At 42.4% G+C, this 20,794-nt stretch carries 19 protein-coding genes and 1 pseudogene; 15 read left to right on the plus strand and 5 right to left on the minus strand.

The annotated features are described in order from the left end of the window. Positions 1-51: 51 nt before the first annotated feature. Both tig and bolA read right to left on the minus strand, forming a co-directional pair. Positions 52-1,356: a trigger factor gene (tig, locus tag TI10_RS06830; protein WP_049582568.1), complete on the minus strand. Its 1,305-nt coding sequence runs from the start codon at positions 1,354-1,356 to the stop codon at positions 52-54. A 378-nt stretch (positions 1,357-1,734) separates the two neighbouring features. Further along, positions 1,735-2,049 (minus strand): transcriptional regulator BolA, encoded by a 315-nt coding sequence (bolA, locus tag TI10_RS06835; RefSeq protein WP_049582569.1) that lies wholly within the window; start codon positions 2,047-2,049, stop codon positions 1,735-1,737. Between the two features lie 243 nt (positions 2,050-2,292). Between bolA and TI10_RS06840 the strand changes: the two genes are divergently transcribed. From TI10_RS06840 to TI10_RS06880, 9 genes are all read left to right on the plus strand, one after another. Then, positions 2,293-2,871 (plus strand): lipoprotein, encoded by a 579-nt coding sequence (locus TI10_RS06840; RefSeq protein WP_049582570.1) that lies wholly within the window; start codon positions 2,293-2,295, stop codon positions 2,869-2,871. A gap of 53 nt (positions 2,872-2,924) precedes the next feature. Continuing rightward, the gene (ampG, locus tag TI10_RS06845; RefSeq protein WP_049582571.1) at positions 2,925-4,403 is read left to right on the plus strand and encodes a muropeptide MFS transporter AmpG; all 1,479 of its coding nucleotides are present in this window, start codon (positions 2,925-2,927) and stop codon (positions 4,401-4,403) included. 249 nt (positions 4,404-4,652) lie between these two features. Next, on the plus strand, positions 4,653-5,414 hold the full coding sequence (locus tag TI10_RS06850) for a nucleoside-specific channel-forming Tsx family protein (protein WP_049582572.1): 762 nt from the start codon (positions 4,653-4,655) through the stop codon (positions 5,412-5,414). Positions 5,415-5,763: 349 nt separating this feature from the next. Continuing rightward, positions 5,764-6,699 (plus strand): cytochrome o ubiquinol oxidase subunit II, encoded by a 936-nt coding sequence (gene cyoA, locus TI10_RS06855; protein WP_049582573.1) that lies wholly within the window; start codon positions 5,764-5,766, stop codon positions 6,697-6,699. Between the two features lie 4 nt (positions 6,700-6,703). Continuing rightward, on the plus strand, positions 6,704-8,695 hold the full coding sequence (cyoB, locus tag TI10_RS06860) for a cytochrome o ubiquinol oxidase subunit I (RefSeq protein ID WP_049582574.1): 1,992 nt from the start codon (positions 6,704-6,706) through the stop codon (positions 8,693-8,695). Then, positions 8,685-9,299 carry a cytochrome o ubiquinol oxidase subunit III gene (locus TI10_RS06865; RefSeq protein WP_049582575.1) on the plus strand — a complete coding sequence of 205 codons (615 nt, stop codon included), beginning with the start codon at positions 8,685-8,687 and terminating at the stop codon, positions 9,297-9,299. Before cyoB ends, TI10_RS06865 begins: the two co-directional genes overlap by 11 nt. After that, positions 9,299-9,631, plus strand: a complete 333-nt coding sequence (locus TI10_RS06870; protein ID WP_049582576.1) for a cytochrome o ubiquinol oxidase subunit IV — start codon at positions 9,299-9,301, stop codon at positions 9,629-9,631. The genes TI10_RS06865 and TI10_RS06870 overlap by 1 nt, the downstream gene beginning before the upstream one ends. 13 nt (positions 9,632-9,644) lie before the next feature. Continuing rightward, a complete protein-coding gene (gene cyoE / locus TI10_RS06875; protein ID WP_011148018.1) occupies positions 9,645-10,529 on the plus strand; it encodes a heme o synthase in 885 nt (294 codons plus the stop codon). Between the two features lie 156 nt (positions 10,530-10,685). After that, a complete protein-coding gene (locus TI10_RS06880) occupies positions 10,686-12,062 on the plus strand; it encodes an MFS transporter (RefSeq protein ID WP_049582577.1) in 1,377 nt (458 codons plus the stop codon). 125 nt (positions 12,063-12,187) lie between these two features. Here TI10_RS06880 and TI10_RS06885 read toward each other — a convergent pair whose 3' ends face one another. Beyond that, positions 12,188-12,679, minus strand: coding sequence for a YajQ family cyclic di-GMP-binding protein (locus tag TI10_RS06885; RefSeq protein WP_049582578.1), 492 nt, complete (start codon positions 12,677-12,679; stop codon positions 12,188-12,190). A 135-nt stretch (positions 12,680-12,814) separates the two neighbouring features. On the opposite strand from TI10_RS06885, the pseudogene panE reads away from it, so the two are divergent. Next, positions 12,815-13,727, plus strand: a pseudogene (panE, locus tag TI10_RS06890) (2-dehydropantoate 2-reductase). Further along, positions 13,690-14,280 carry a protein deglycase YajL gene (yajL, locus tag TI10_RS06895; RefSeq protein ID WP_049582580.1) on the plus strand — a complete coding sequence of 197 codons (591 nt, stop codon included), beginning with the start codon at positions 13,690-13,692 and terminating at the stop codon, positions 14,278-14,280. Before panE ends, yajL begins: the two are co-directional and overlap by 38 nt. 79 nt (positions 14,281-14,359) lie before the next feature. On the opposite strand, the gene thiI is transcribed toward yajL, so the two are convergent. Next, the gene (thiI, locus tag TI10_RS06900; protein ID WP_049582581.1) at positions 14,360-15,808 is read right to left on the minus strand and encodes a tRNA uracil 4-sulfurtransferase ThiI; all 1,449 of its coding nucleotides are present in this window, start codon (positions 15,806-15,808) and stop codon (positions 14,360-14,362) included. A gap of 197 nt (positions 15,809-16,005) precedes the next feature. On the opposite strand from thiI, the gene xseB reads away from it, so the two are divergent. The 4 genes from xseB to TI10_RS06920 all read left to right on the plus strand — a co-directional run bounded on the left by xseB (position 16,006) and on the right by TI10_RS06920 (position 20,350). Further along, a complete protein-coding gene (xseB, locus tag TI10_RS06905; RefSeq protein ID WP_049582582.1) occupies positions 16,006-16,284 on the plus strand; it encodes an exodeoxyribonuclease VII small subunit in 279 nt (92 codons plus the stop codon). A gap of 4 nt (positions 16,285-16,288) precedes the next feature. After that, entirely contained in the window at positions 16,289-17,206 is a 918-nt protein-coding gene (ispA, locus tag TI10_RS06910) for a (2E,6E)-farnesyl diphosphate synthase (RefSeq protein WP_049582583.1), read from the plus strand. Between the two features lie 64 nt (positions 17,207-17,270). Further along, positions 17,271-19,136 carry a 1-deoxy-D-xylulose-5-phosphate synthase gene (gene dxs, locus TI10_RS06915; RefSeq protein ID WP_049582584.1) on the plus strand — a complete coding sequence of 622 codons (1,866 nt, stop codon included), beginning with the start codon at positions 17,271-17,273 and terminating at the stop codon, positions 19,134-19,136. Between the two features lie 575 nt (positions 19,137-19,711). Continuing rightward, complete coding sequence (locus TI10_RS06920) at positions 19,712-20,350, plus strand: Abi family protein (RefSeq protein ID WP_336431666.1); 639 nt, start codon at positions 19,712-19,714, stop codon at positions 20,348-20,350. Between the two features lie 154 nt (positions 20,351-20,504). Here TI10_RS06920 and TI10_RS06925 read toward each other — a convergent pair whose 3' ends face one another. Continuing rightward, the gene (locus tag TI10_RS06925) at positions 20,505-20,777 is read right to left on the minus strand and encodes a type II toxin-antitoxin system RelB/DinJ family antitoxin (protein WP_011148029.1); all 273 of its coding nucleotides are present in this window, start codon (positions 20,775-20,777) and stop codon (positions 20,505-20,507) included. Positions 20,778-20,794: the final 17 nt, after the last annotated feature.

Genomic DNA, 20,794 nt, shown 5'->3' on the forward strand with positions numbered 1-20,794 from the left:
GGTTCATTTCACTAAGACAGCCAATTCATTATCTCATGACAAAACTAAAACTTATGCCATTTGATTCTGATTCATTAACTCATTGAAAGTGGTTTCTTTTTCAGAAACTTTCGCTTTACCCAGAAGAACTTCAACCGCTTGTTCTTCCAGAGCGATATTACGAACATTGTTCATCAATTCTTGGTTTTTACCATAGAATTCGATCACTTCTTGAGGATCTTCATAGGCAGAAGCCATTTCCTCGATTAATGCTTTAACACGCTCTTCATCAGCTTTCAGTTCATTACTGCTGATAACTTCACCTAATAGCAGGCCAACCACAACGCGACGTTTAGCTTGTTCTTCAAACAGTTCACGAGGCAGTTCCAGAGCTTGTTTTTCATTGCCGCCAAAACGCTGAGCAGATTGACGGCGCAGAACATCAATTTCGCTATCAACAACAGCGGCCGGAACGTCGATTTCGTTAGCTTTAACCAAGCCTTCGATAACCTGAGATTTAATACGGTTACGGACTGCGTTTTTCAGTTCACGTTCCATATTTTTACGTACTTCTGCACGCAGACCATCAACGGTGCCATCAGCAATACCGAAACGTTTGATGAATTCTTCATTCAACTCCGGCAGTTCACGTTGTTCCACTTTTTTCAATGTGATAGCAAATTTAGCCGCTTTACCTTTCAGATTTTCAGCATGATAATCTTCTGGGAAATTGACATCAACGGTAAATTCTTCCCCAGCTTTACGGCCAACAATGCCCTCTTCAAAACCTGGGATCATACGGCCCTGGCCCATAGCCAGAACAAAATCGGAAGCCTTACCACCTTCAAACTCTTCGCCATCAATAGAGCCATTGAAGTCAACCGTAACACGATCTTCAGCGCCAACCGCTTCTTCGGTTTCTTTCCAATTAGCCTGCTGCTTACGCAATGTTTCCAACATTGCATCGACATCTTCGTCTTTTACTTCAACAACAGGTTTTTCAACTTCAATAGCTTCCAGATCTTTCAATTCAACTTCTGGATAAACTTCAAACTCTACAGAGTAAGTAAAATCTTCACCATTTTTGAATTGTTCTGGTGCATAACTTGGCGCACCTGCTGGATTAATTTTTTGTTCGATGATGGCATTGATAAAGTTACGTTGCATCAGATCACTCAGAACGTCCTGAATGACAGAAGCACCGTAACGTTGTTTAACGATGTTCATAGGCACTTTGCCTTTACGGAAACCATCGATACGAACTTTTTTTGCTACATTGACCAACTCACTACTAACTGCTTTTTCAACATCGGCAGCAGGAACGGTGATTGTCACACGACGCCCAAGGCCTTGAGTGGTTTCAACAGAAACTTGCATCTTTTTACCTCAAAAAAATCATAGTGCTCGGTCAACTCCAGAGACCATACAACCAGCACATATTTTATGTACCAATTGCAACACTCTCTAAGAACCGGGGCGGTCGCATTTAAAAACCGAGAATCCCTGATGTCAGAAGCGTCCCGAAACCATTCTAAAAATTAGACGCGACATTATAGCGATGCAGACGGTGTGAGTCGAGAATTGCTGAAAAAAGGCCGAACTATTCATCAACTTCACAAGATAACGATTATTCAGCGGCTAAATTTGCATCCAAAATAGATCATATATAAAACATAAAAACGGCCCGAAGACCGTTCGCTGAATTCATTCTATTGTGCAAGAAAACGACCCAAATTAAATATCAATCAGAGGATTTCAGGCAACAATATTACCCCCACGACATACCGGTGACGCTAAAACAGTATCCTGTAATTCATTCCACTCTTTTTCTGTATAGGTATGCAACGCCAAAGCATGAACACCTGCGGACAATTCTGCCGATAATGTGCTGTAAACAGAACGATGACGGTTCAGCATACGTTCACCAGCAAATTTATTACTGATGATGACGACTTTAAAATGGCTTTCAGAACCTACGGGTACATTGTGACGATAACTTTCATCAATGACCTCAAGATATGAGGGATTAAATGCAGCCTGTAATTTCTCTTCTATATCCTGGCACACCATATCATTCTCCTTAACCGCACAGCAGTCGTACTGCCAACCATACTAATAATTTTAGTCTATTCTCCATGAGTTATAGCATCAACGCATTAAAATATCTTTTAATCGAATCCCACATCATAAGGTTTTTATATGCGTTTACCCCATCAGGGATATGCCATGATTAAAAGGCAGTGTTATTATTGACGCAATTTATGCTATTGATAAGTATTACTGGATATCCTTATCACCGATGAGAAAATTAACATGTTGAAAAGAATCTTATTTCCACTCATTGCGCTTTTTCTTCTCGCTGGTTGCGCCGCTCCCAGCAATACCCTGACCATCGAACCTAAAATTACATTGCCAACAGCAGACCCAACGATGAGCGCAATTACCATCAGTATCAGCGGTGCCGACAATCGTCAATCTCAGACACTTGCTCAAGTTAACCGCAATGCAAAGCTGGAAATACTGAAACCATCCCGTGATCTGCGCTTTCTACTCCAGGAAATCCTGGAAAAACAGATGACCGCCCGCGGTTATATGATTGGCTCTCCAGCCAATGCCAATCTGCAAATTATTGTCAACAATTTATATGCAGACGTTAAAGAAGGCAGCCTGCGCCATAATATTTCAACAAAAGCCGATATTTCCATCATTAGTACAGCGCAAAATGGCAGTAAACAAGTTAAGAATTACCGCACTAGCTACAATGTACAAGGTCCTTTAAGCGCAACTAATGAGAAAATTGCCGATGCAGTCAATACTGTATTATCAGAAGTCATAACCGATATGGCTCAAGATCCTTCCGTCAGTAATTTCATTAAACAAAACGCCCGTTAATTAAAGGATTAATTATTTACTCTGCCCGCTGAGGGCAGAGTTTTGGGAGGCACATGTCTTATCGTTATCTCACCGTTTTTACCCAACATAATTCACGAATTCTGCTTTTACTCGGCTTTGTTTCTGGCTTACCACTCGCATTGACTGCCAGCACCCTGCAAGCATGGATGACCGTTGAAGACGTTGATCTTAAAACAATTGGCTTCTTTTCTCTTGTCGGCCAAGCGTATGTTTTCAAGTTTCTTTGGTCCCCTTTTATGGACCGATTTACCCTCCCTTTTCTTGGGCGTCGTCGCGGCTGGTTGCTTATTACACAGTTATTACTTATAGCCAGTATCGCTGCAATGGGTTTTCTCCAACCATCCCAACATTTATGGTGGCTGGCCACATTAGCGGTAACCGTTGCTTTCTGCTCTGCATCACAGGATATCGTATTTGATGCTTATAAAGCCGATTTATTGAGTAGCGAAGAGCGGGGTGTAGGTGCTGCCGTTTCAGTACTTGGTTATCGGTTAGCCATGTTGGTTTCAGGCGGATTAGCACTATGGATCGCAGACCGCTATATTGGTTGGCAACACACCTACTGGTTAATGGCTGGATTGATGCTAATCGGCATTTATGCGACGTTAAAAGCTAAGGAGCCTGAACTTGACGCTCTGCCGCCAAAAACACTCCAGCAAGCCGCAATAGAACCATTAGCCGATTTTTTTAATCGCAATAATGCATGGCTGATACTACTGTTAATTGTCATGTATAAAATGGGAGATGCCTTTGCTGCTAGCCTAAGTACCCCATTTCTGATCCGTGGTATTGGCTTTGATGCTGGTGAAGTTGGATTGATCAATAAAACGCTAGGATTAGCAGCAACTATCGTTGGCGCATTATATGGCGGTTATTTGATGCAACGATGGAGCTTATTCCGCTCGCTAATGATCTTTGGCATCCTTCAAATGATTTCCAATATTGGATACTGGCTGTTATCCATTACTGACAAAAATATCTACACTATGGGCAGCGCGGTTTTTCTGGAAAATATCTGTGGCGGAATGGGAACCGCTGCATTTGTCGCCCTACTTATGACGTTGTGTCATAAATCGTTCTCTGCAACACAATTTGCTTTATTATCTGCTTTATCTGCTGTTGGACGAGTCTATGTCGGCCCAATTGCGGGTTGGCTCGTTGAATTACATGGCTGGCCAAACTTCTATCTATTCTCTATCGCGGCCTCTGTTCCAGGATTATTACTGTTATTTATCTGCCGCCAAACTCTGGTTTATACCCAGCGAACTAATGATTTTATGCCACGTATTGAGTTCAAAAGTTTCTATCGTCTAGCGCTTGGCTTATTATCATTAGCAAGTATCTTGCTCACATTTTGGTTACTTATCATCATCACCAATGCTCTTAACTGGACTCATGCACCTGATCTGGCCGAAACATTACTATTATGGGGAGCACAGATCGGTATCACAAGCATCATTCTCGGTAGCTTTCTAGATTATCTTGCATTCAAAAGGTGCAAATTGGCTTAAAAGGTGAAAATATTAAGCTAATTTATCAAAGGTTGACGACTGTCAGCCTTTGATATCCCTGCCCTATTTTAAAATATTTAAGTGATAGCGATCACACTTCAAATAGTCATTTGCCAAAAGTGCTATTTTCGAGTGATTATTTGATTGTTCAATATTCATATCTGCGTAGAATCAGACTACCATTTTAAGGGTTATTTAATATAGCTTTAAAACCCAAAACCTCTTTTCATGGATGCGTTAGAGAAATTTATGAGAACAACCATTCTGGCTACTGCTTTATTCACCACCGTCTCAGTTCCAGCTTATGCTGAATATCAAGGGGGCTTTGCTAATATCAGCATGAACTACCTCGACTGGACCAACCATACCACACACAAGTCAGGGCAAACCTCTCATAAAGACGACTTTGCCTATTTGGAACTAGAAGGCGGAGCCGGATTTGACTGGGGTGAATTATACGGGTTCTTTGATCTGGAAAATGCTTTCAACAGTCAGCATGCTGAACCAGGGGATAACCAAAGATACACTTTTAAGACAACCGGTCGCTTCTATCTGGCTGATACAGGTTTCAATCTCTATGGTCATGTTTACGGCACTTACTCGCTCCCAGGTACAGCACATGGCGGGAACTTCCATGAAGTAAATACCCTCTATGGTATTGGCTACAACACTGATTTCGCTGGTGTCTGGTTCAAACCGTTTGTTGCGCTGCACTATGTTGACCAAACTTTCTACTCCGGTAATAACGGCTATGTCGTTGGTTGGGTTGCGGGTTACGACTTTCAACTCTGGGAAGAAAAATTCAGCATAACTAACTGGAATGAAATAGAACTTAACCGGAATGAACGCTACGGCAACGGTGGACGGAACGGTACCAATGGGGCAATAGCGTTATGGTGGACACCTCACCCATCCTTCACAACCGGCATTCAATATCGATACGCCGATCATAAATTAGGTGAAGACTTCTGGCAGGATGCGATTGTCTACTCCATTAAATATAATTTTTAATTATTGACTTTAATTGTGAGCTGCCAAAAGCGGCTCACAATTAATTTAATTCCTAAATAAAATGACCGCGGTGGAAATTTTTAAAGCAAATTTTTTTATTTTTTTCCTTTTGCCTAAAAAATATAAAATGATTCAGTACAAATTCATATTTCCGCACTATTTCGTTACAATTAAATAACCTTTTTAAGCTAACCTCTGATTAATCTTACAGTTGCATGTGATCCCAGTAACATAAAGGGTTAACAACCCCTCAACTAACTATTACAAATGTTTACACTCCAGTAGCCTTACCGTAGAATGCCCGCACTGATGAAACGACAATAGAGCTTTTGTTATTTGGAGTCGTTAGATGAGACTTATGAAATACAATAAAAGTATTGGGATATTGTCAATACTGGCGGCTACTCTTATGCTGAGTGGCTGCGATATGGTATTGATGAATCCCAAAGGCGCTATCGGCGCTGAACAAAAAACGCTGATACTTACGGCTATTGGCCTGATGCTAATCATCGTTATTCCGGTGATCATCATGGCATTCACTTTTGCCCTGCGTTACCGCGAAGCCAACAAAAGTGCTACCTATCACCCTAACTGGGCACACTCAAATAAAATTGAGTTGGTAGTATGGACCGTTCCTATCATTATCATTATTATTTTAGCAACCATTACCTGGAAAACAACCCACGAGCTTGACCCATATAAACCACTGGTCAGTGATGAAAAACCAGTGACTATTGAAGTGATTTCTCTTGATTGGAAATGGCTATTCGTTTACCCGGAGCAAGGTATCGCTACAGTTAACGAAATTGCTTTCCCTGTCGGGGTCCCGGTTAACTTCAAAATCACCTCTGATTCTGTGATGAACTCATTCTTCATCCCACAGTTAGGTGGTCAAATCTATGCAATGGCTGGTATGCAGACTAAACTTCACTTAATTGCCGATGAACCTGGCACTTATAAAGGTTTGTCCAGCAGCTATAGCGGCCACGGCTTTTCCGGCATGAAATTTACCGCTACCGCTACCGCAGATCGTGAAGGTTTTGAACAGTGGGTTCAAAAAGTGAAAGCCTCCTCTAAAACCTTGGATACCATGCAAGCATTTAACGAGTTAGCTAAACAAAGCCAGAACCATCCGGTTGAATACTTCTCAAGCGTTAAGCCTAACCTGTATCAAGACATTATTGCCAAATTTATGGGCAACATGAATATGCATGGCGGCCACGGTGCAACGACAGGTCATAACATGAATATGAGCGAAACTGCTCATGCCGGAGTTGAGGAATAAAGTAATGTTGGGAAAATTAACACTTGATGCAATCCCATTGCATGAGCCCATCGTCATGGTCACTCTTGCAGGGATTCTCTTCGCAGGGCTCGCGATTGTCGGAGCCCTGACCTATTTCCGTAAATGGAAATGGCTGTGGAGCGAGTGGTTAACCAGCGTTGACCACAAGAAAATCGGTATTATGTACATTATCGTGGCGCTGGTCATGATGCTCCGCGGCTTTGCCGATGCCATCATGATGCGTGGTCAACAGGCTGTCGCCTCTGCGGGTGAAGCCGGTTTCTTGCCGCCGCATCACTATGACCAGATCTTTACCGCCCACGGGGTCATCATGATTTTCTTCATGGCGACACCGTTTGTCGTCGGCCTGATGAACATCGTGGTTCCACTACAGATCGGCGCTCGTGACGTGGCATTCCCATTCCTGAACTCACTGAGCTTCTGGTTCTTCGTCGTTGGCGTTGCGCTGATTAACATCTCTCTGGGTGTAGGTGAATTCGCTCAAACCGGTTGGTTAGCTTATCCTCCGCTCTCAGGTATAGAATATAGTCCCGGCGTTGGAGTCGATTATTGGATATGGAGTCTTCAGATATCCGGTATCGGTACCTTGCTGACAGGCGTTAACTTCTTTGCGACGATCCTGCGTATGCGTGCGCCTGGCATGTCGATGATGAAAATGCCTGTATTCTCTTGGGCAGCACTCTGTACTAACGTACTGATCATCGCCGCATTCCCGATTCTGACTGTTACCATTGCCCTGCTAACTTTTGACCGCTATATGGGCACCCATTTCTTTACCAATGATATGGGCGGTAACATGATGATGTATATCAACCTGATATGGGCTTGGGGTCACCCTGAAGTTTATATTCTGGTGCTGCCGGTCTTTGGTGTTTTCTCTGAAGTGACTGCGACGTTCTCGAAAAAACGACTATTCGGCTACACTTCTCTGGTATGGGCAACCATTGCCATCACCGTATTGTCGTTTATCGTATGGCTGCATCACTTCTTTACGATGGGCTCCGGTGCGAATGTTAACGCCTTCTTCGGTATAGCCACCATGATTATCTCGATTCCGACAGGCGTTAAGATCTTCAACTGGCTGTTCACAATGTATCGAGGCCGTATTGAGTATAAAACACCGATGTTGTGGACTGTTGGCTTCATCGTCACCTTCTCTATCGGTGGTATGACTGGCGTTCTGCTGGCAGTTCCAGGTGCAAACTTCGTTCTGCATAACAGCTTGTTCCTGATTGCACACTTCCATAACGTGATCATCGGTGGTGTTGTCTTCGGTTGTTTCGCTGGTACTGCTTACTGGTTCCCGAAAGCTTTTGGTTTCACACTGAACGAAAAATGGGGTGTCCGCGCATTCTGGTTCTGGATCACCGGCTTCTTTATCGCCTTTATGCCAGTTTACGCGCTCGGCTTTATGGGGATGACCCGTCGTATCAGCCAAGATATCAACCCTGAATTCCATACTCTGCTGGTCGTTTCCGCGATTGGTGTTGCACTGATTGCCGTTGGTATCCTGTGTCAGGTCATTCAATTCTACGTTAGTATCCGTGACCGTGACCAAAACCGTGATCTGACCGGTGACCCTTGGGGCGGACGTACTCTGGAGTGGGCAACATCTTCTCCACCGCCGTTTTATAACTTTGCTGAAGTTCCACATGTTCAAACCCGTGATGCATGGTGGGATATGAAAGAAAAAGGCACAGCTTATAAACGTCCTGCTCAGTATGAAGAAATTCATATGCCTAAAAATGCCGGTGCAGGTGTAATTATTGCAGGTTTCAGTTTGCTGTTTGGTTTCGCCATGATTTGGCATATCTGGTGGCTGGTTATCGCAAGCTTTGCAGGCATGATTATCACTTGGATCGCGAAAAGCTTTGATGAAGATGTTGATTACTACGTACCCGTTGCTGAAGTTGAGCAAATCGAGAATCAACACCATGAACAAATTAGCAAGGCAGGTCTGAACCATGTCAACTGAAACTATGACTAACCACAATCATGCCCACGAGCATCACGGGCACCACGATGCGGGAGCCACTAAAGTATTCGGTTTCTGGATCTACTTGATGAGTGACTGTATTTTGTTCGCATGTCTATTTGCGACTTATGCAGTACTCGTTAACGGAACCGCAGGCGGCTCATCTGGCAAAGAGCTTTTCGACCTTTCTTTCGTATTGATCGAAACTTTCCTACTGCTATTCAGTAGTATCACTTATGGCTTTGCCATGTTAGGCATGAATAAAGGAAAAGTCGGCCAGGTTAACGCCTGGCTCGCCATGACTTTCCTGTTCGGCCTTGGCTTCGTGGCGATGGAATTGTACGAATTCCATCACTTGATTATTGACGGCCACGGCCCTGACCGCAGTGCATTCTTGTCTGGATTCTTCGCACTGGTTGCTACTCACGGTATCCACGTTACCTGTGGTCTGGTCTGGATTATCATCATGATAATCCAAGTAACCCGCCGCGGTTTAACTGATGTCAATAAAACCCGTCTGAACTGCCTGAGCTTGTTCTGGCACTTCTTGGATGTGGTATGGATCTGTGTATTTACCGTTGTTTATCTGTTAGGAGCTATGTAATGAGTCATTCCAATACCGCTCATACTGGAGCTAGCCACGGTAGCCTGAAGTCTTATCTGATCGGCTTTATTCTTTCAGTAATCCTGACAGTGATTCCGTTTTGGATGGTAATGGATGGTTCTGCCTCCCATACGACTATCCTGACAACAGTAGTCGCTCTGGCTGTGGTGCAGATTATTGTTCATTTTATCTACTTCCTGCACATGAACACTTCGTCAGAAGAGCGCTGGAACTTAGTAGCATTGCTGTTCACCATTTTAATTATCGGTATTGTTGTTGTTGGCTCACTATGGATTATGTACAACCTCAACATTAATATGATGGTTGATTAAAGAGCTGCATAATATGATTAAGCAATACCTGCAAGTAACTAAACCAGGAATTATTTTCGGCAATTTAATTTCTGTGATCGGTGGTTTTCTACTCGCCTCGAAAGGGGTGATTGATTACCCTTTGTTCATCTCGACTCTGCTCGGCGTTTCATTAGTCGTGGCTTCTGGTTGTGTATTTAACAATTACATTGACCGTGACATTGATCGGATCATGGAAAGAACAAAAAACCGCGTCCTTGTAAAAGGACTTATTGATCCGAAAATCAGCCTGATTTATGCATCAATACTGGGTATTGCTGGCATAGTGCTGCTCTATGCAGCAGCCAATGCTTTAGCAATGCAATTAGCGATTATCGGTTTTGTTGTCTATGTAGGGGTTTACAGCCTCTATATGAAAAGGAAATCTGTTTATGGCACGTTGATCGGCAGTTTGTCCGGTGCTGCACCTCCGGTTATCGGTTATTGTGCAGTAACTGGTCAGTTTGATACGGGCGCATTGATCCTGTTACTGATTTTCAGCCTGTGGCAAATGCCGCACTCCTATGCTATTGCTATTTTTCGTTTCAAAGATTATCAGGCAGCCAACATTCCTGTACTGCCCGTGATTAAAGGCATATCTGTGGCGAAAAACCACATTATCCTTTATATCCTGGCATTTATGATTGCAACCCTTATGTTAGCCATCAGTGGTTACGCTGGTTACAAATATTTGGTTGTTGCAGCAGCAGTAAGCGTCTGGTGGCTAGGAATGGCGTTATCCGGTTACAAAACTGATAATGACCGCATTTGGGCTCGTAAATTATTTATATTCTCCATTGTGGCAATCACTTCCCTGAGTGTCATGATGTCTATTGACCCGCATGTGCCCTCAGAAGCCTTCCTAACTTACGTCCGGTAATTTTCCCTGATGGCAGTGGCCCCCCCTTCTGCCATCAGTTTCCTTCCAACCTATTATCTCCTCTCCTTAATACTTCAATATTATTAATTCAATTAACTATTTACCCCTTATTGAAAACCTATCTACAATGACGCATCAAAATATTTCGAGGTAATCATGAACGATAATAAAATGACGCCACTTGAGCTTCGGGCGACGTGGGGCCTAGGTTCAGTTTTTTCTCTGCGAATGCTAGGCATGTTCATGGTTCTTCCTGTATTAACAACCTATGGCCTTCATCTAAAAGATGCGACCGAAACACTTATTGGCATCGCCATTGGCATTTATGGTTTAACCCAAGCAATTTTCCAGATCCCTGTCGGCCTGATTTCTGACAGAATTGGCCGTAAACCCTTAATTGTTGGCGGATTATTGTTATTCGTCCTTGGTAGTATTATTGCCGCTCTCAGTGATTCCATCTGGGGCATAATAATTGGACGAGCGTTACAAGGCGCTGGAGCGATATCTGCTGCAATTATGGCGTTACTTTCTGATTTAACTCGTGAACAAAATCGAACTAAAGCGATGGCTTTTATTGGCATTAGCTTCGGAATAACTTTCGCCATAGCCATTGTACTTGGCCCAATTCTTACGAATGCCATTGGATTAAATGGTCTATTTTGGGGAATTACCATTCTGGCCGGGAGTGGCATTCTGATAACATTATTTGCTGTTCCTTCCACAGATAAACACATTCTCAATCGTGAATCAGGCATTATTCGCCACAGTTTCAGTAAGGTTCTGGCTGATAGCCAGTTGCTAAAACTTAACTTTGGCATTCTCAGTTTGCACACTTTGCTAATGGCAAGTTTTGTCGCCCTTCCCTTGGTGATGCAACAAGCAGGATTCCCTACCCAAAAACATTGGAAGGTTTACCTGATCACTATGCTAGTTTCATTTTTATCTGTTTTACCTTTCATTATTTACGCAGAAAAAAAGCGCCGCATGAAACAAGTGTTTTCACTGTGTATCACTATGCTGCTGATTGCTGAAATTGTATTGTGGGCGGCGGGACATCACTTATGGGTAATTTTCATCGGCATACAAATTTTCTTTATTGCTTTCAATGTAATGGAAGCTCTCCTGCCATCACTTATCAGTAAAGAAGCGCCCGCTGGTTATAAAGGTACAGCAATGGGTATCTATTCCACCAGCCAATTTTTAGGTGTCGCTTTAGGGGGCGGCCTTGGTGGTTGGTTATATGAGTTAAAAGGAGCACCGCTGGTATTTGCGGCAGGTATCGTTCTGACAATCATTTGGTTCATTATCAGCATAACAATGAAACAACCTCCTTATGTCAGCAGCATCAGAATTTCCCTACCAGAAAATATCGTCAATAAGGCATTGCTGGAACAAAAAATTCTTGTTCAGCCCGGCGTTTGCGACGTTGTTATTGTACCAGAGGAGCATAGTGCTTACATAAAAGTAGATACTAAGCTGACAAGCAGAACACAACTTGAACAATTGATAGCTAATAATAACACGATAGATTAAGTATCAAGCCCGATAACCCCTACTCACTCCGATTCGATATTAAGGAAGATTGGGAGTGGGGTATTCCTGGTCAGGAATACCCCACTCCACATTAAACTAGATATATCAATCCATTGGGTGGAAAATCAATCCCGGAAATTAGTAAACTGGAATGGCTGTCCCAACTCTGCGCCACGAACTAATGCCATTACACTTTGCAAATCATCACGAGCTTTACCTGTCACTCTCACCTGCTCACCCTGAATCTGTGCTTGCACTTTCAGTTTACTATCCTTAATCAGCTTCACGATCTTTTTCGCCGTAGGGGTATCAATCCCTTGTTTCAGAGTCGCTTCAACGCTGTAAGTCTTACCACTGTGCAACATATCCTCAGGGATATTCAATGCAGCGCCATCGATACCACGTTTAGCCAACTTCTCACGCATGATATCAACCAACTGATTTACCTGAAAATCTGACTCACTGGCAATCTTGATAGATTCATTTTTTTCATTTAGTTCGAAACTGGCGTTGACATTACGGAAATCCCAACGGCTAGCAAGCTCGCGCTGCGCATTTTCTACCGCGTTGCGAACTTCATGCATATCAATTTCTGAAACAATATCGAAAGATGGCATTATCCATGACCTCCTGATAATCAATAAGTTGGCATGATAACCGCTTTCCATTGCCAGCAAAAGCTCTATACTTGGATTAGTGGGATCTTATTATTTCTATCCATTATCATAATAGCGTCTCTCCCGGAGGATCGTATGAAGATAACCGTTCTTGGCTGCGGCGCTATAGGAAAACTGTGGCTGGCAGCATTATCACAACAAAAACATCAAGTACAAGGTTGGCTAAAAAGTTCCCGGTCTTATTTATCTGTTCATATTGATGAAATGAATGGGGAAGTATTCAACCAGACAATCCCAACTAATAACAGCAACCATCTTGCTAATAGCGAATTACTGATTGTCTGTCTGAAAGCATGGCAAGTCGCTGATGCAGTGAATAATTTACTCCCTAAGATTTCACCTAATTGCCCAATTTTATTACTACATAATGGCATGGGTACCCAAGAAGAACTATTATCAGCGCCTAATCCAATACTTCTTGGCGTCACGACACACGGTGCATATCAGGATGACCAACAGGTTTATCATACCGCTTCCGGGCTAACCCATATTGGCTCAGCAACGTCAAATGCAACTGGGCTTAGCTCTCTGGCTAATGTATTACACCAATCTTTGCCAGACGTTGCATGGCATAATGAAATTCACTCTATTAGTTGGCTGAAACTTGCTGCTAACTGTGTCGTAAACCCGCTGACTGCACTTTATGAATGCCGGAATGGAGATTTGCTTCGCTACCCGGAACAATTGAATATTTTGTGCGAAGAAATTATTCAGGTTATGCAACGAGAGAACATACATACCACGATCGATAACCTGATTGCCTATGTCTACGATGTGATTAAGCTTACCGCAAAAAATTACTCTTCCATGTTGCAGGATGTCCGCGCAAAACGTCGCACTGAAATTGACTATATCACCGGTTATTTATTACGCCGGGCTCGTGCACATGGTCTGGCAGCCCCTGAAAATACCCGTATCTATAACCTAGTTAAACATAAGGAAAGATGATTATGAACCCTTCAACACTCATCTGCCTGGCTCACGGTAGTGAAGAAACAGAAGCCGTTACAACTATTGATTTACTGGTACGCGCTGGCATCAGTGTTACGATCGCTAGCACCGCCAGCGATGGAGAATTGGTTTTAACTTGCTCCAGAGGCGTAAAATTGGTTGCTGATGTCCCTCTGGAAAAAGTTATTGATGAATCTTTCGATGCCATCATCTTACCCGGCGGTATGCAAGGCGCCGAGTGTTTCCGTGATAATCCACTCGTTATCGAAAAAATCCGCAAGGCACATTATCAAGGGAAAATTATCGCTGCAATTTGTGCCGTGCCTGCTATCGTACTTGAACACCATAATTTATTTCCTACTGGCAAAATGACCGGTTACCCCGGTTTGCAAGACAAAATTTCGTCCGACAAATGGATTGATTGCAGAGTCTGTTTTGATGATCACGTCAATCTATTGACCAGTCAGGGGCCAGCGACAGCTTTCGATTTCGCATTAAAACTCATCGAATTATTAAAAGGACGAGAAACAGCAGCAGAGGTGGCGGCTCAACTCATATTGCCACTGGGTGTATATTCTTATCAGGATTGAAAAAAATAGGCAAAAACATCTTACTTTATACGATTCGGGGTTCACGTAATAGGAACCCCGAAATGTATAATTAAAGCAATTAAGGCCGATAAACTTTCACGTTATCAAAACCCTGCTCAGATAAATAAAGTGCCTGCAAACGACTCATTACTCCACGTTCACAATAGAGCAGATAAGTCTTCTCCTTTGGCAAATCACCAAACTGACTACTCAACTTATAGAATGGCAATGATTTGATTTCCACACCATTTAACTGCAATGGCCGATCATCTTGTTCATCAGGAGAACGAATATCCAATAACACATCCGTTGGAGCGAATGCTGTCACCGTTTCAATTTCAACTACTTGCTCATTGCTTTGTTCTGCGATCTGGCGAATATCAATATTCTGAGCTTCACTGACAACTTTTTCCAAAATATTAAAATCGAAATTGGCTTCTTCCGCTTCAATTTTAGCTTTAACGGCTTTTACTGTCGGACTTTTGGAAATAACACCACAGAATTCAGGCATTGTACGGGCAAAATCCTCAGTGCCAATTTCACGTGCCAACCTGATAATGTGCTCTTTATCATGAGAAATCAGCGGTCGCAGAATCAATGTATCCGATGCATTATCAATTAAACGCAAATTAGTGAGTGTCTGGCTGGAAACTTGCCCCAAAGCCTCACCGGTAACAATTGCCTGCACACCATAACGCTCTGCAACTTTAGATGCCGCTCTTACCATCATCCGTTTAAGCACCACCCCCATTTGGCCGTCATCAATTTTTTCCAAAATTTCAGCGACAACAGGTTCAAAATCCACCGCAACGAAACGGACTTTATGGGAACTGCCAAAACGATTCCAAAGATAATGAGCAACCTGCTTCACGCCAATTTCATGAGCAGAACCGCCAAGATTGAAAAAGCAATAGTGAACACGGCAGCCACGACGCATTAGCATATAGCTGGAAACACCAGAATCAAAACCCCCAGAAATTAGAGATAATACATCTTCCTGCGTTCCGATAGGAAAACCACCAATCCCCTCATAACGGGCTTTTACCAGAATCAGCACATCCTGATCAATTTCCAGATTAACAGTCACATCAGGATGATTAAGTTTTACCTTCGCGGATTCAATATGCTGGTTTAAACCACCACCGACATAGCGCTCTACTTCATTGGAAGTAAATGCATGTTTACCACGGCGCTTTACCCGAACACAAAATGTCTTATTGTGGAGCGATTCGCCATAAGCTTCATAAGCTTGTTCAAAGATATGATGCATGTCACGAAACTCACGCTCCTCTACTTGCAGAATATGGTGAATACCGGGGATACGTGTCAGCGCATCACAAATTTGAGCACCAAGGTTTTCATCTTTAGTACGAACTTCGATATTATCCCAATGGCGAACCACTGCAATATTATCTCCTAACGTCTTAAGCACATTGCGAATATTACTGGCAAGAATTTTAATAAAGCGCAAACGAACAGTTTGGCTCTTGATCGTGATTTCCGGGAATAATTTAATAATAAACTTCATAGTGAGTTATAGTAGTGGTTAGGCGTTTTGATAAATAAACCTGACAGTATGCCCGGTCGTCAAATCAGGCTGCGCAGTATAACACTATCTCGTTGGTATAGCGCGTAGAAAACGCAAAATCAGTTAAGGATTTGTTTGCACCAGCATAATAAGATAGTCTGCAACCCTTAGGCGAACTCTGTAAATAGTAAAAAATTATGCCAAAGAAAAATGCAATATCAGAAAGTACAAACAGTACGCCAGAAACTGCACCGTCAATGACATTTGAAAGCTCATTAAAAGAACTGGAACAAATCGTCGCCCGGCTGGAATCAGGTGAACTGGCGCTGGAAGAAGCCCTAAGCGAGTTTGAGCGTGGTATTCAATTAGCCCGCCAAGGACAACAGACTTTACAACAAGCAGAACAGCGAGTGCAAATTCTGCTTAACGATGACCCCCAATCTCCACTGAGTCACTTCTCCCCGGATACTGAATAAGCCTATGTCTGAACAAAATTCAACCCAATTTAAAGAGCAGCTTAAAATCTGTCAACAACGAGTCAATAACGTTCTGATAAGCACACTATCTTCACTGGCATTTGCAGACAGCCCACTAGTTCACGCGATGCAACATGGTACTTTACTTGGTGGTAAACGCCTGCGCCCATTTTTGGTCTATACAGTCGGTGAAATGTTTGGATTATCCGCAGATAATCTGGATGCGCCAGCAGCGGCCGTTGAATGTATTCACGCCTATTCATTAATCCATGACGACCTACCTGCGATGGATAACGATGATTTACGCCGTGGACAACCGACCTGCCACATAAAATTTGGTGAAGCTCACGCAATTCTGGCGGGAGATGCATTACAAGCTCTGGCGTTTGAAATCCTATCTAAAAGAGAAATGCCGGATGTTACAACAACAGATCGCCTCGCAATGCTTGCTGAATTGGCAACAGCCAGTGGTATAGCCGGTATGTGCGGCGGCCAAGCCCTGGACTTGGCCGCGGAAGGCAAACACATTGATCTCCATATGCTGGAGCAAATTCATCGCCATAAAACGGGGGCGCTTATTCGTTCCGCCGTCAGAATGGGTGCATATGGCGCAGGTCAAAGTGGACATGATGCCCTGCCTGAATTGGATCAATATGCCCAAGCGATTGGTCTCGCATTCCAAGTTCATGACGATATTCTTGATGTCATTGGCGATACCGAAATGATAGGAAAACGCCAAGGCAGCGACCAACAGTTAAGAAAAAGCACTTACCCCGCATTATTGGGGTTAGAACAAGCACAAAAAAAAGCATACGAGCTGTATCAAGAAGCCTTAAAAGCCTTGAGCAAACTGGAAGATAAATCCTATAACACAACAATGCTGTGCGCACTTGCCAGCTTTATTATTGAACGTAACAATTAAGGTCTGCCGGTAAACTCACCCACTGGCAGCGCTATTTAAATAAACACTTCTTAACGAGCATCAAATGAGCATTGATATAGCCAAATACCCCACATTGGCATTAGCGGAAAATCCTGAAGAACTTCGTATGTTGCCAAAAGAGAGCCTGCCGAAGTTATGTGATGAACTTCGGCAATTCTTGCTAAACAGTGTCAGCCGCTCTAGTGGTCATTTCGCCTCCGGTCTTGGTACCGTTGAGCTGACTGTGGCGTTGCATTATGTCTACAAAACTCCTTTTGATAAATTGGTATGGGATGTCGGCCATCAAGCTTACCCCCACAAAATCCTGACAGGACGCCGAGATCGTATTAATACGATTCGTCAAAAAAATGGGCTTCACCCTTTCCCGTGGAGAGATGAAAGTGAATACGACACCTTATGTGTTGGTCACTCATCAACCTCTATTAGTGCGGGCTTAGGTATGGCAATTGCCGCTCAACGCGAAGGCAAAGGCCGCCGCACAGTTTGTGTTATCGGTGATGGCGCAATAACAGCAGGTATGGCTTTTGAAGCAATGAACCATGCCGGGGATATCGACCCGGATATGCTGGTCATTCTTAATGACAACGAAATGTCTATCTCAGAGAATGTTGGAGCGTTAAATAACCATCTGGCTCAACTTCTATCCGGTAAACTCTACACCACATTGCGGGAAGGCGGGAAAAAAGTCTTTTCCAACCTGCCGCCGATTAAAGAACTACTGAAAAAAACAGAAGAACATATCAAAGGCATGGTTGTTCCTGGCACTCTGTTTGAAGAATTGGGCTTTAATTACATTGGCCCCATTGACGGACATGATGTACTGACATTGACCCAAACGCTGAAAAATATGCGTGAGTTGAAAGGGCCACAGCTACTGCACATCATGACCAAAAAGGGCCGTGGCTATGCACCCGCCGAAAAAGATCCTATCAGTTGGCATGCGGTACCTAAATTTGATCCGACCACTGGCGCATTACCTAAAAGCTCCGATAACCGCCCTACTTTCTCCAAAATCTTTGGAGACTGGTTATGCGAAGAGGCCGCTATCGACAAAAAACTGATGGCAATCACACCCGCCATGCGTGAAGGCTCTGGTATGGTGCGTTTTTCCCGCGAATATCCTGATCAATACTTTGATGTCGCTATTGCGGAACAACACGCCGTGACTTTTGCCGCAGGTTTGGCCATTGGTGGTTACAAGCCGATTGTCGCCATCTATTCGACATTCCTCCAACGTGCTTATGACCAGGTTATTCATGATGTCGCCATTCAGAATCTGCCTGTTTTATTTGCAATAGATCGCGGCGGTATCGTGGGTGCTGATGGTCAGACACATCAAGGCGCTTTTGATCTCTCATTCCTCCGTTGCATCCCCAACATGGTCATTATGGCGCCCAGTGATGAGAACGAATGCCGCCAGATGCTACACACTGGCTATCATTATCAGCAAGGTCCAGTAGCCGTGCGCTATCCACGAGGAACCGGAACGGGTGCGGAACGCCAACCATTTGAACAATTACCAATTGGTAAAGGCGTTATTCGCCGTCAGGGTAAGAAAGTTGCGATCCTGAACTTTGGTACCCTATTACCTGATGCAATGACAGCAGCAGAATCACTAGATGCGACTGTTGTTGATATGCGCTTCATTAAACCACTGGATAAAGAATTGGTATTAGACATGGCCGATAACCATGATTTATTGGTCACGTTGGAAGAAAATGCCATTATGGGCGGCGCTGGAAGTGGCGTTAATGAACTATTAATGCAGGAAGGCCGTCTTGTGCAGATTCTGAATATTGGCTTGCCTGACCAGTTTATACCACAAGGTAGCCAGGAAGAAATCAGAGCGGATTTAGGACTTGATGCCGCAGGTATTCAAAATAGCATCAATAAAAGGCTATTTTCCTGAGTGTATAAGGGTAATAGGGTATTTATCCTATTATCCTATTATCCTATTATCCTATTATCCTATTATCCTATTATCCTATTATCCTATTATCCTATTATCCTATTATCCTATTATCCTTACTATTATATATAGCAACATAGTTAATTAACCATATAATTTATTTATTGATAAAAATAAATGTGATTTTCATGCTAATTATGAAAATTTGGCATATTATAATTAATATCTTTGTAAATTTTATTTTCTATAATAAATAGAAATTCATCATCAAACAAATAATAACTCATTTATTTAAAAATAATAATTACATCTGTAGGTATAATTATTGTAAATGAAACATGGATAACTCGCAAAAAATGACGAACAAGGGTTAAATAAGTAAATAAGTAAATAAGTAAATAAGTAAATAAGTAAATAAGTAAATAAGTAAATAAGTAAATAAGTAAATAAGTAAATAAGTAAATAAGTAAATAAGTAAATAAGTAAATAAGTAAATAAGTAAATAAGTAAATAAGTAAATAAGTAAATAAGTAAATAAGTAAATAAGTAAATAAGTAAATAAGTAAATAAGTAATATAGGCAAATACAACCCTCTTGCCTATTTTGATGATTCATTTATCAACCCAAAGCATCTAGTACTACGTAAAAATGGTAGAAATAGCGCAAGAAATGAATGGCTAGAAAAACACTCAAAAGAGATATCAAAAAGCCGAGAGGATTTTATCAAATGGCATGAAAGACGATATAAAGGAATACCATTTTGGGTAGTTATTGAAATTTGGGACTTTGGTCTAATGTCGAAATATTACGCTATGCTTAAAGATAAATACAGGAATGATATTCTTGCTAGGTTAGGTATTCCGCCAGGAAATGGCCCAATATTACAGAACTGGCTAAGTGCAATGAATGTACTTAGGAATCGATGCGCACATCACTCCCGGATTTGGAATAAAGTTAACGAACCAAAACTCAAGCCACTACCAAATCATCCTTTTTTTAATAAATTAGGATTAACTGATGATTCCTATGAAAGAATGTACGGCATGACTGCTATATTATGGTTCTTGATTAAAGAGATCGGCCCAAGTTCAAAATGGATATCCACTGTAGCAGATTTAATAGATAGCAAGCCAGAACTACCCGGATGCAATTTAACAGCAATGGGGCTACCTAATAATGATGGATTCCCCCGAGCATTATTTGATATAGAGTGATCAACCAACCAGAATAGAACTGATGATGGTGGATTACTTATTTACAATGACTCTACTGATAACAAGAACATTAGTAATAAGAAAAAAGATCTTATTCAGATATTTCTCCCGTCAATATTTCGGTAGAAATTTTAAGTTTCGGCGGGATAACCACTTACTTACCGCAGTCTTTTTCAATGTCATGAATTAAATCATCCGCATCGTTAAAACGTGCATTCATTGAGCTTCTCGCCTCATTCATAGCCTCAACAGTAACTCTGTTAGGGATTTTCTTGATCTCGAAAGGTAGCGCCTTTTCTTTGGCCACCATCGTTACAGCAATGCGTAGAAAGTCAGACATTTTAATCCCAATAGCAGCTAAAACATCGGTTGCCTCTTGCTTAATTGCAGGATCTATACGTGTGCGAACATAAGTTTCAGTACCCATTTAATACCTCGTACATG

The organism is Photorhabdus luminescens subsp. luminescens (assembly GCF_001083805.1).
Lineage (GTDB): Bacteria > Pseudomonadota > Gammaproteobacteria > Enterobacterales > Enterobacteriaceae > Photorhabdus > Photorhabdus luminescens.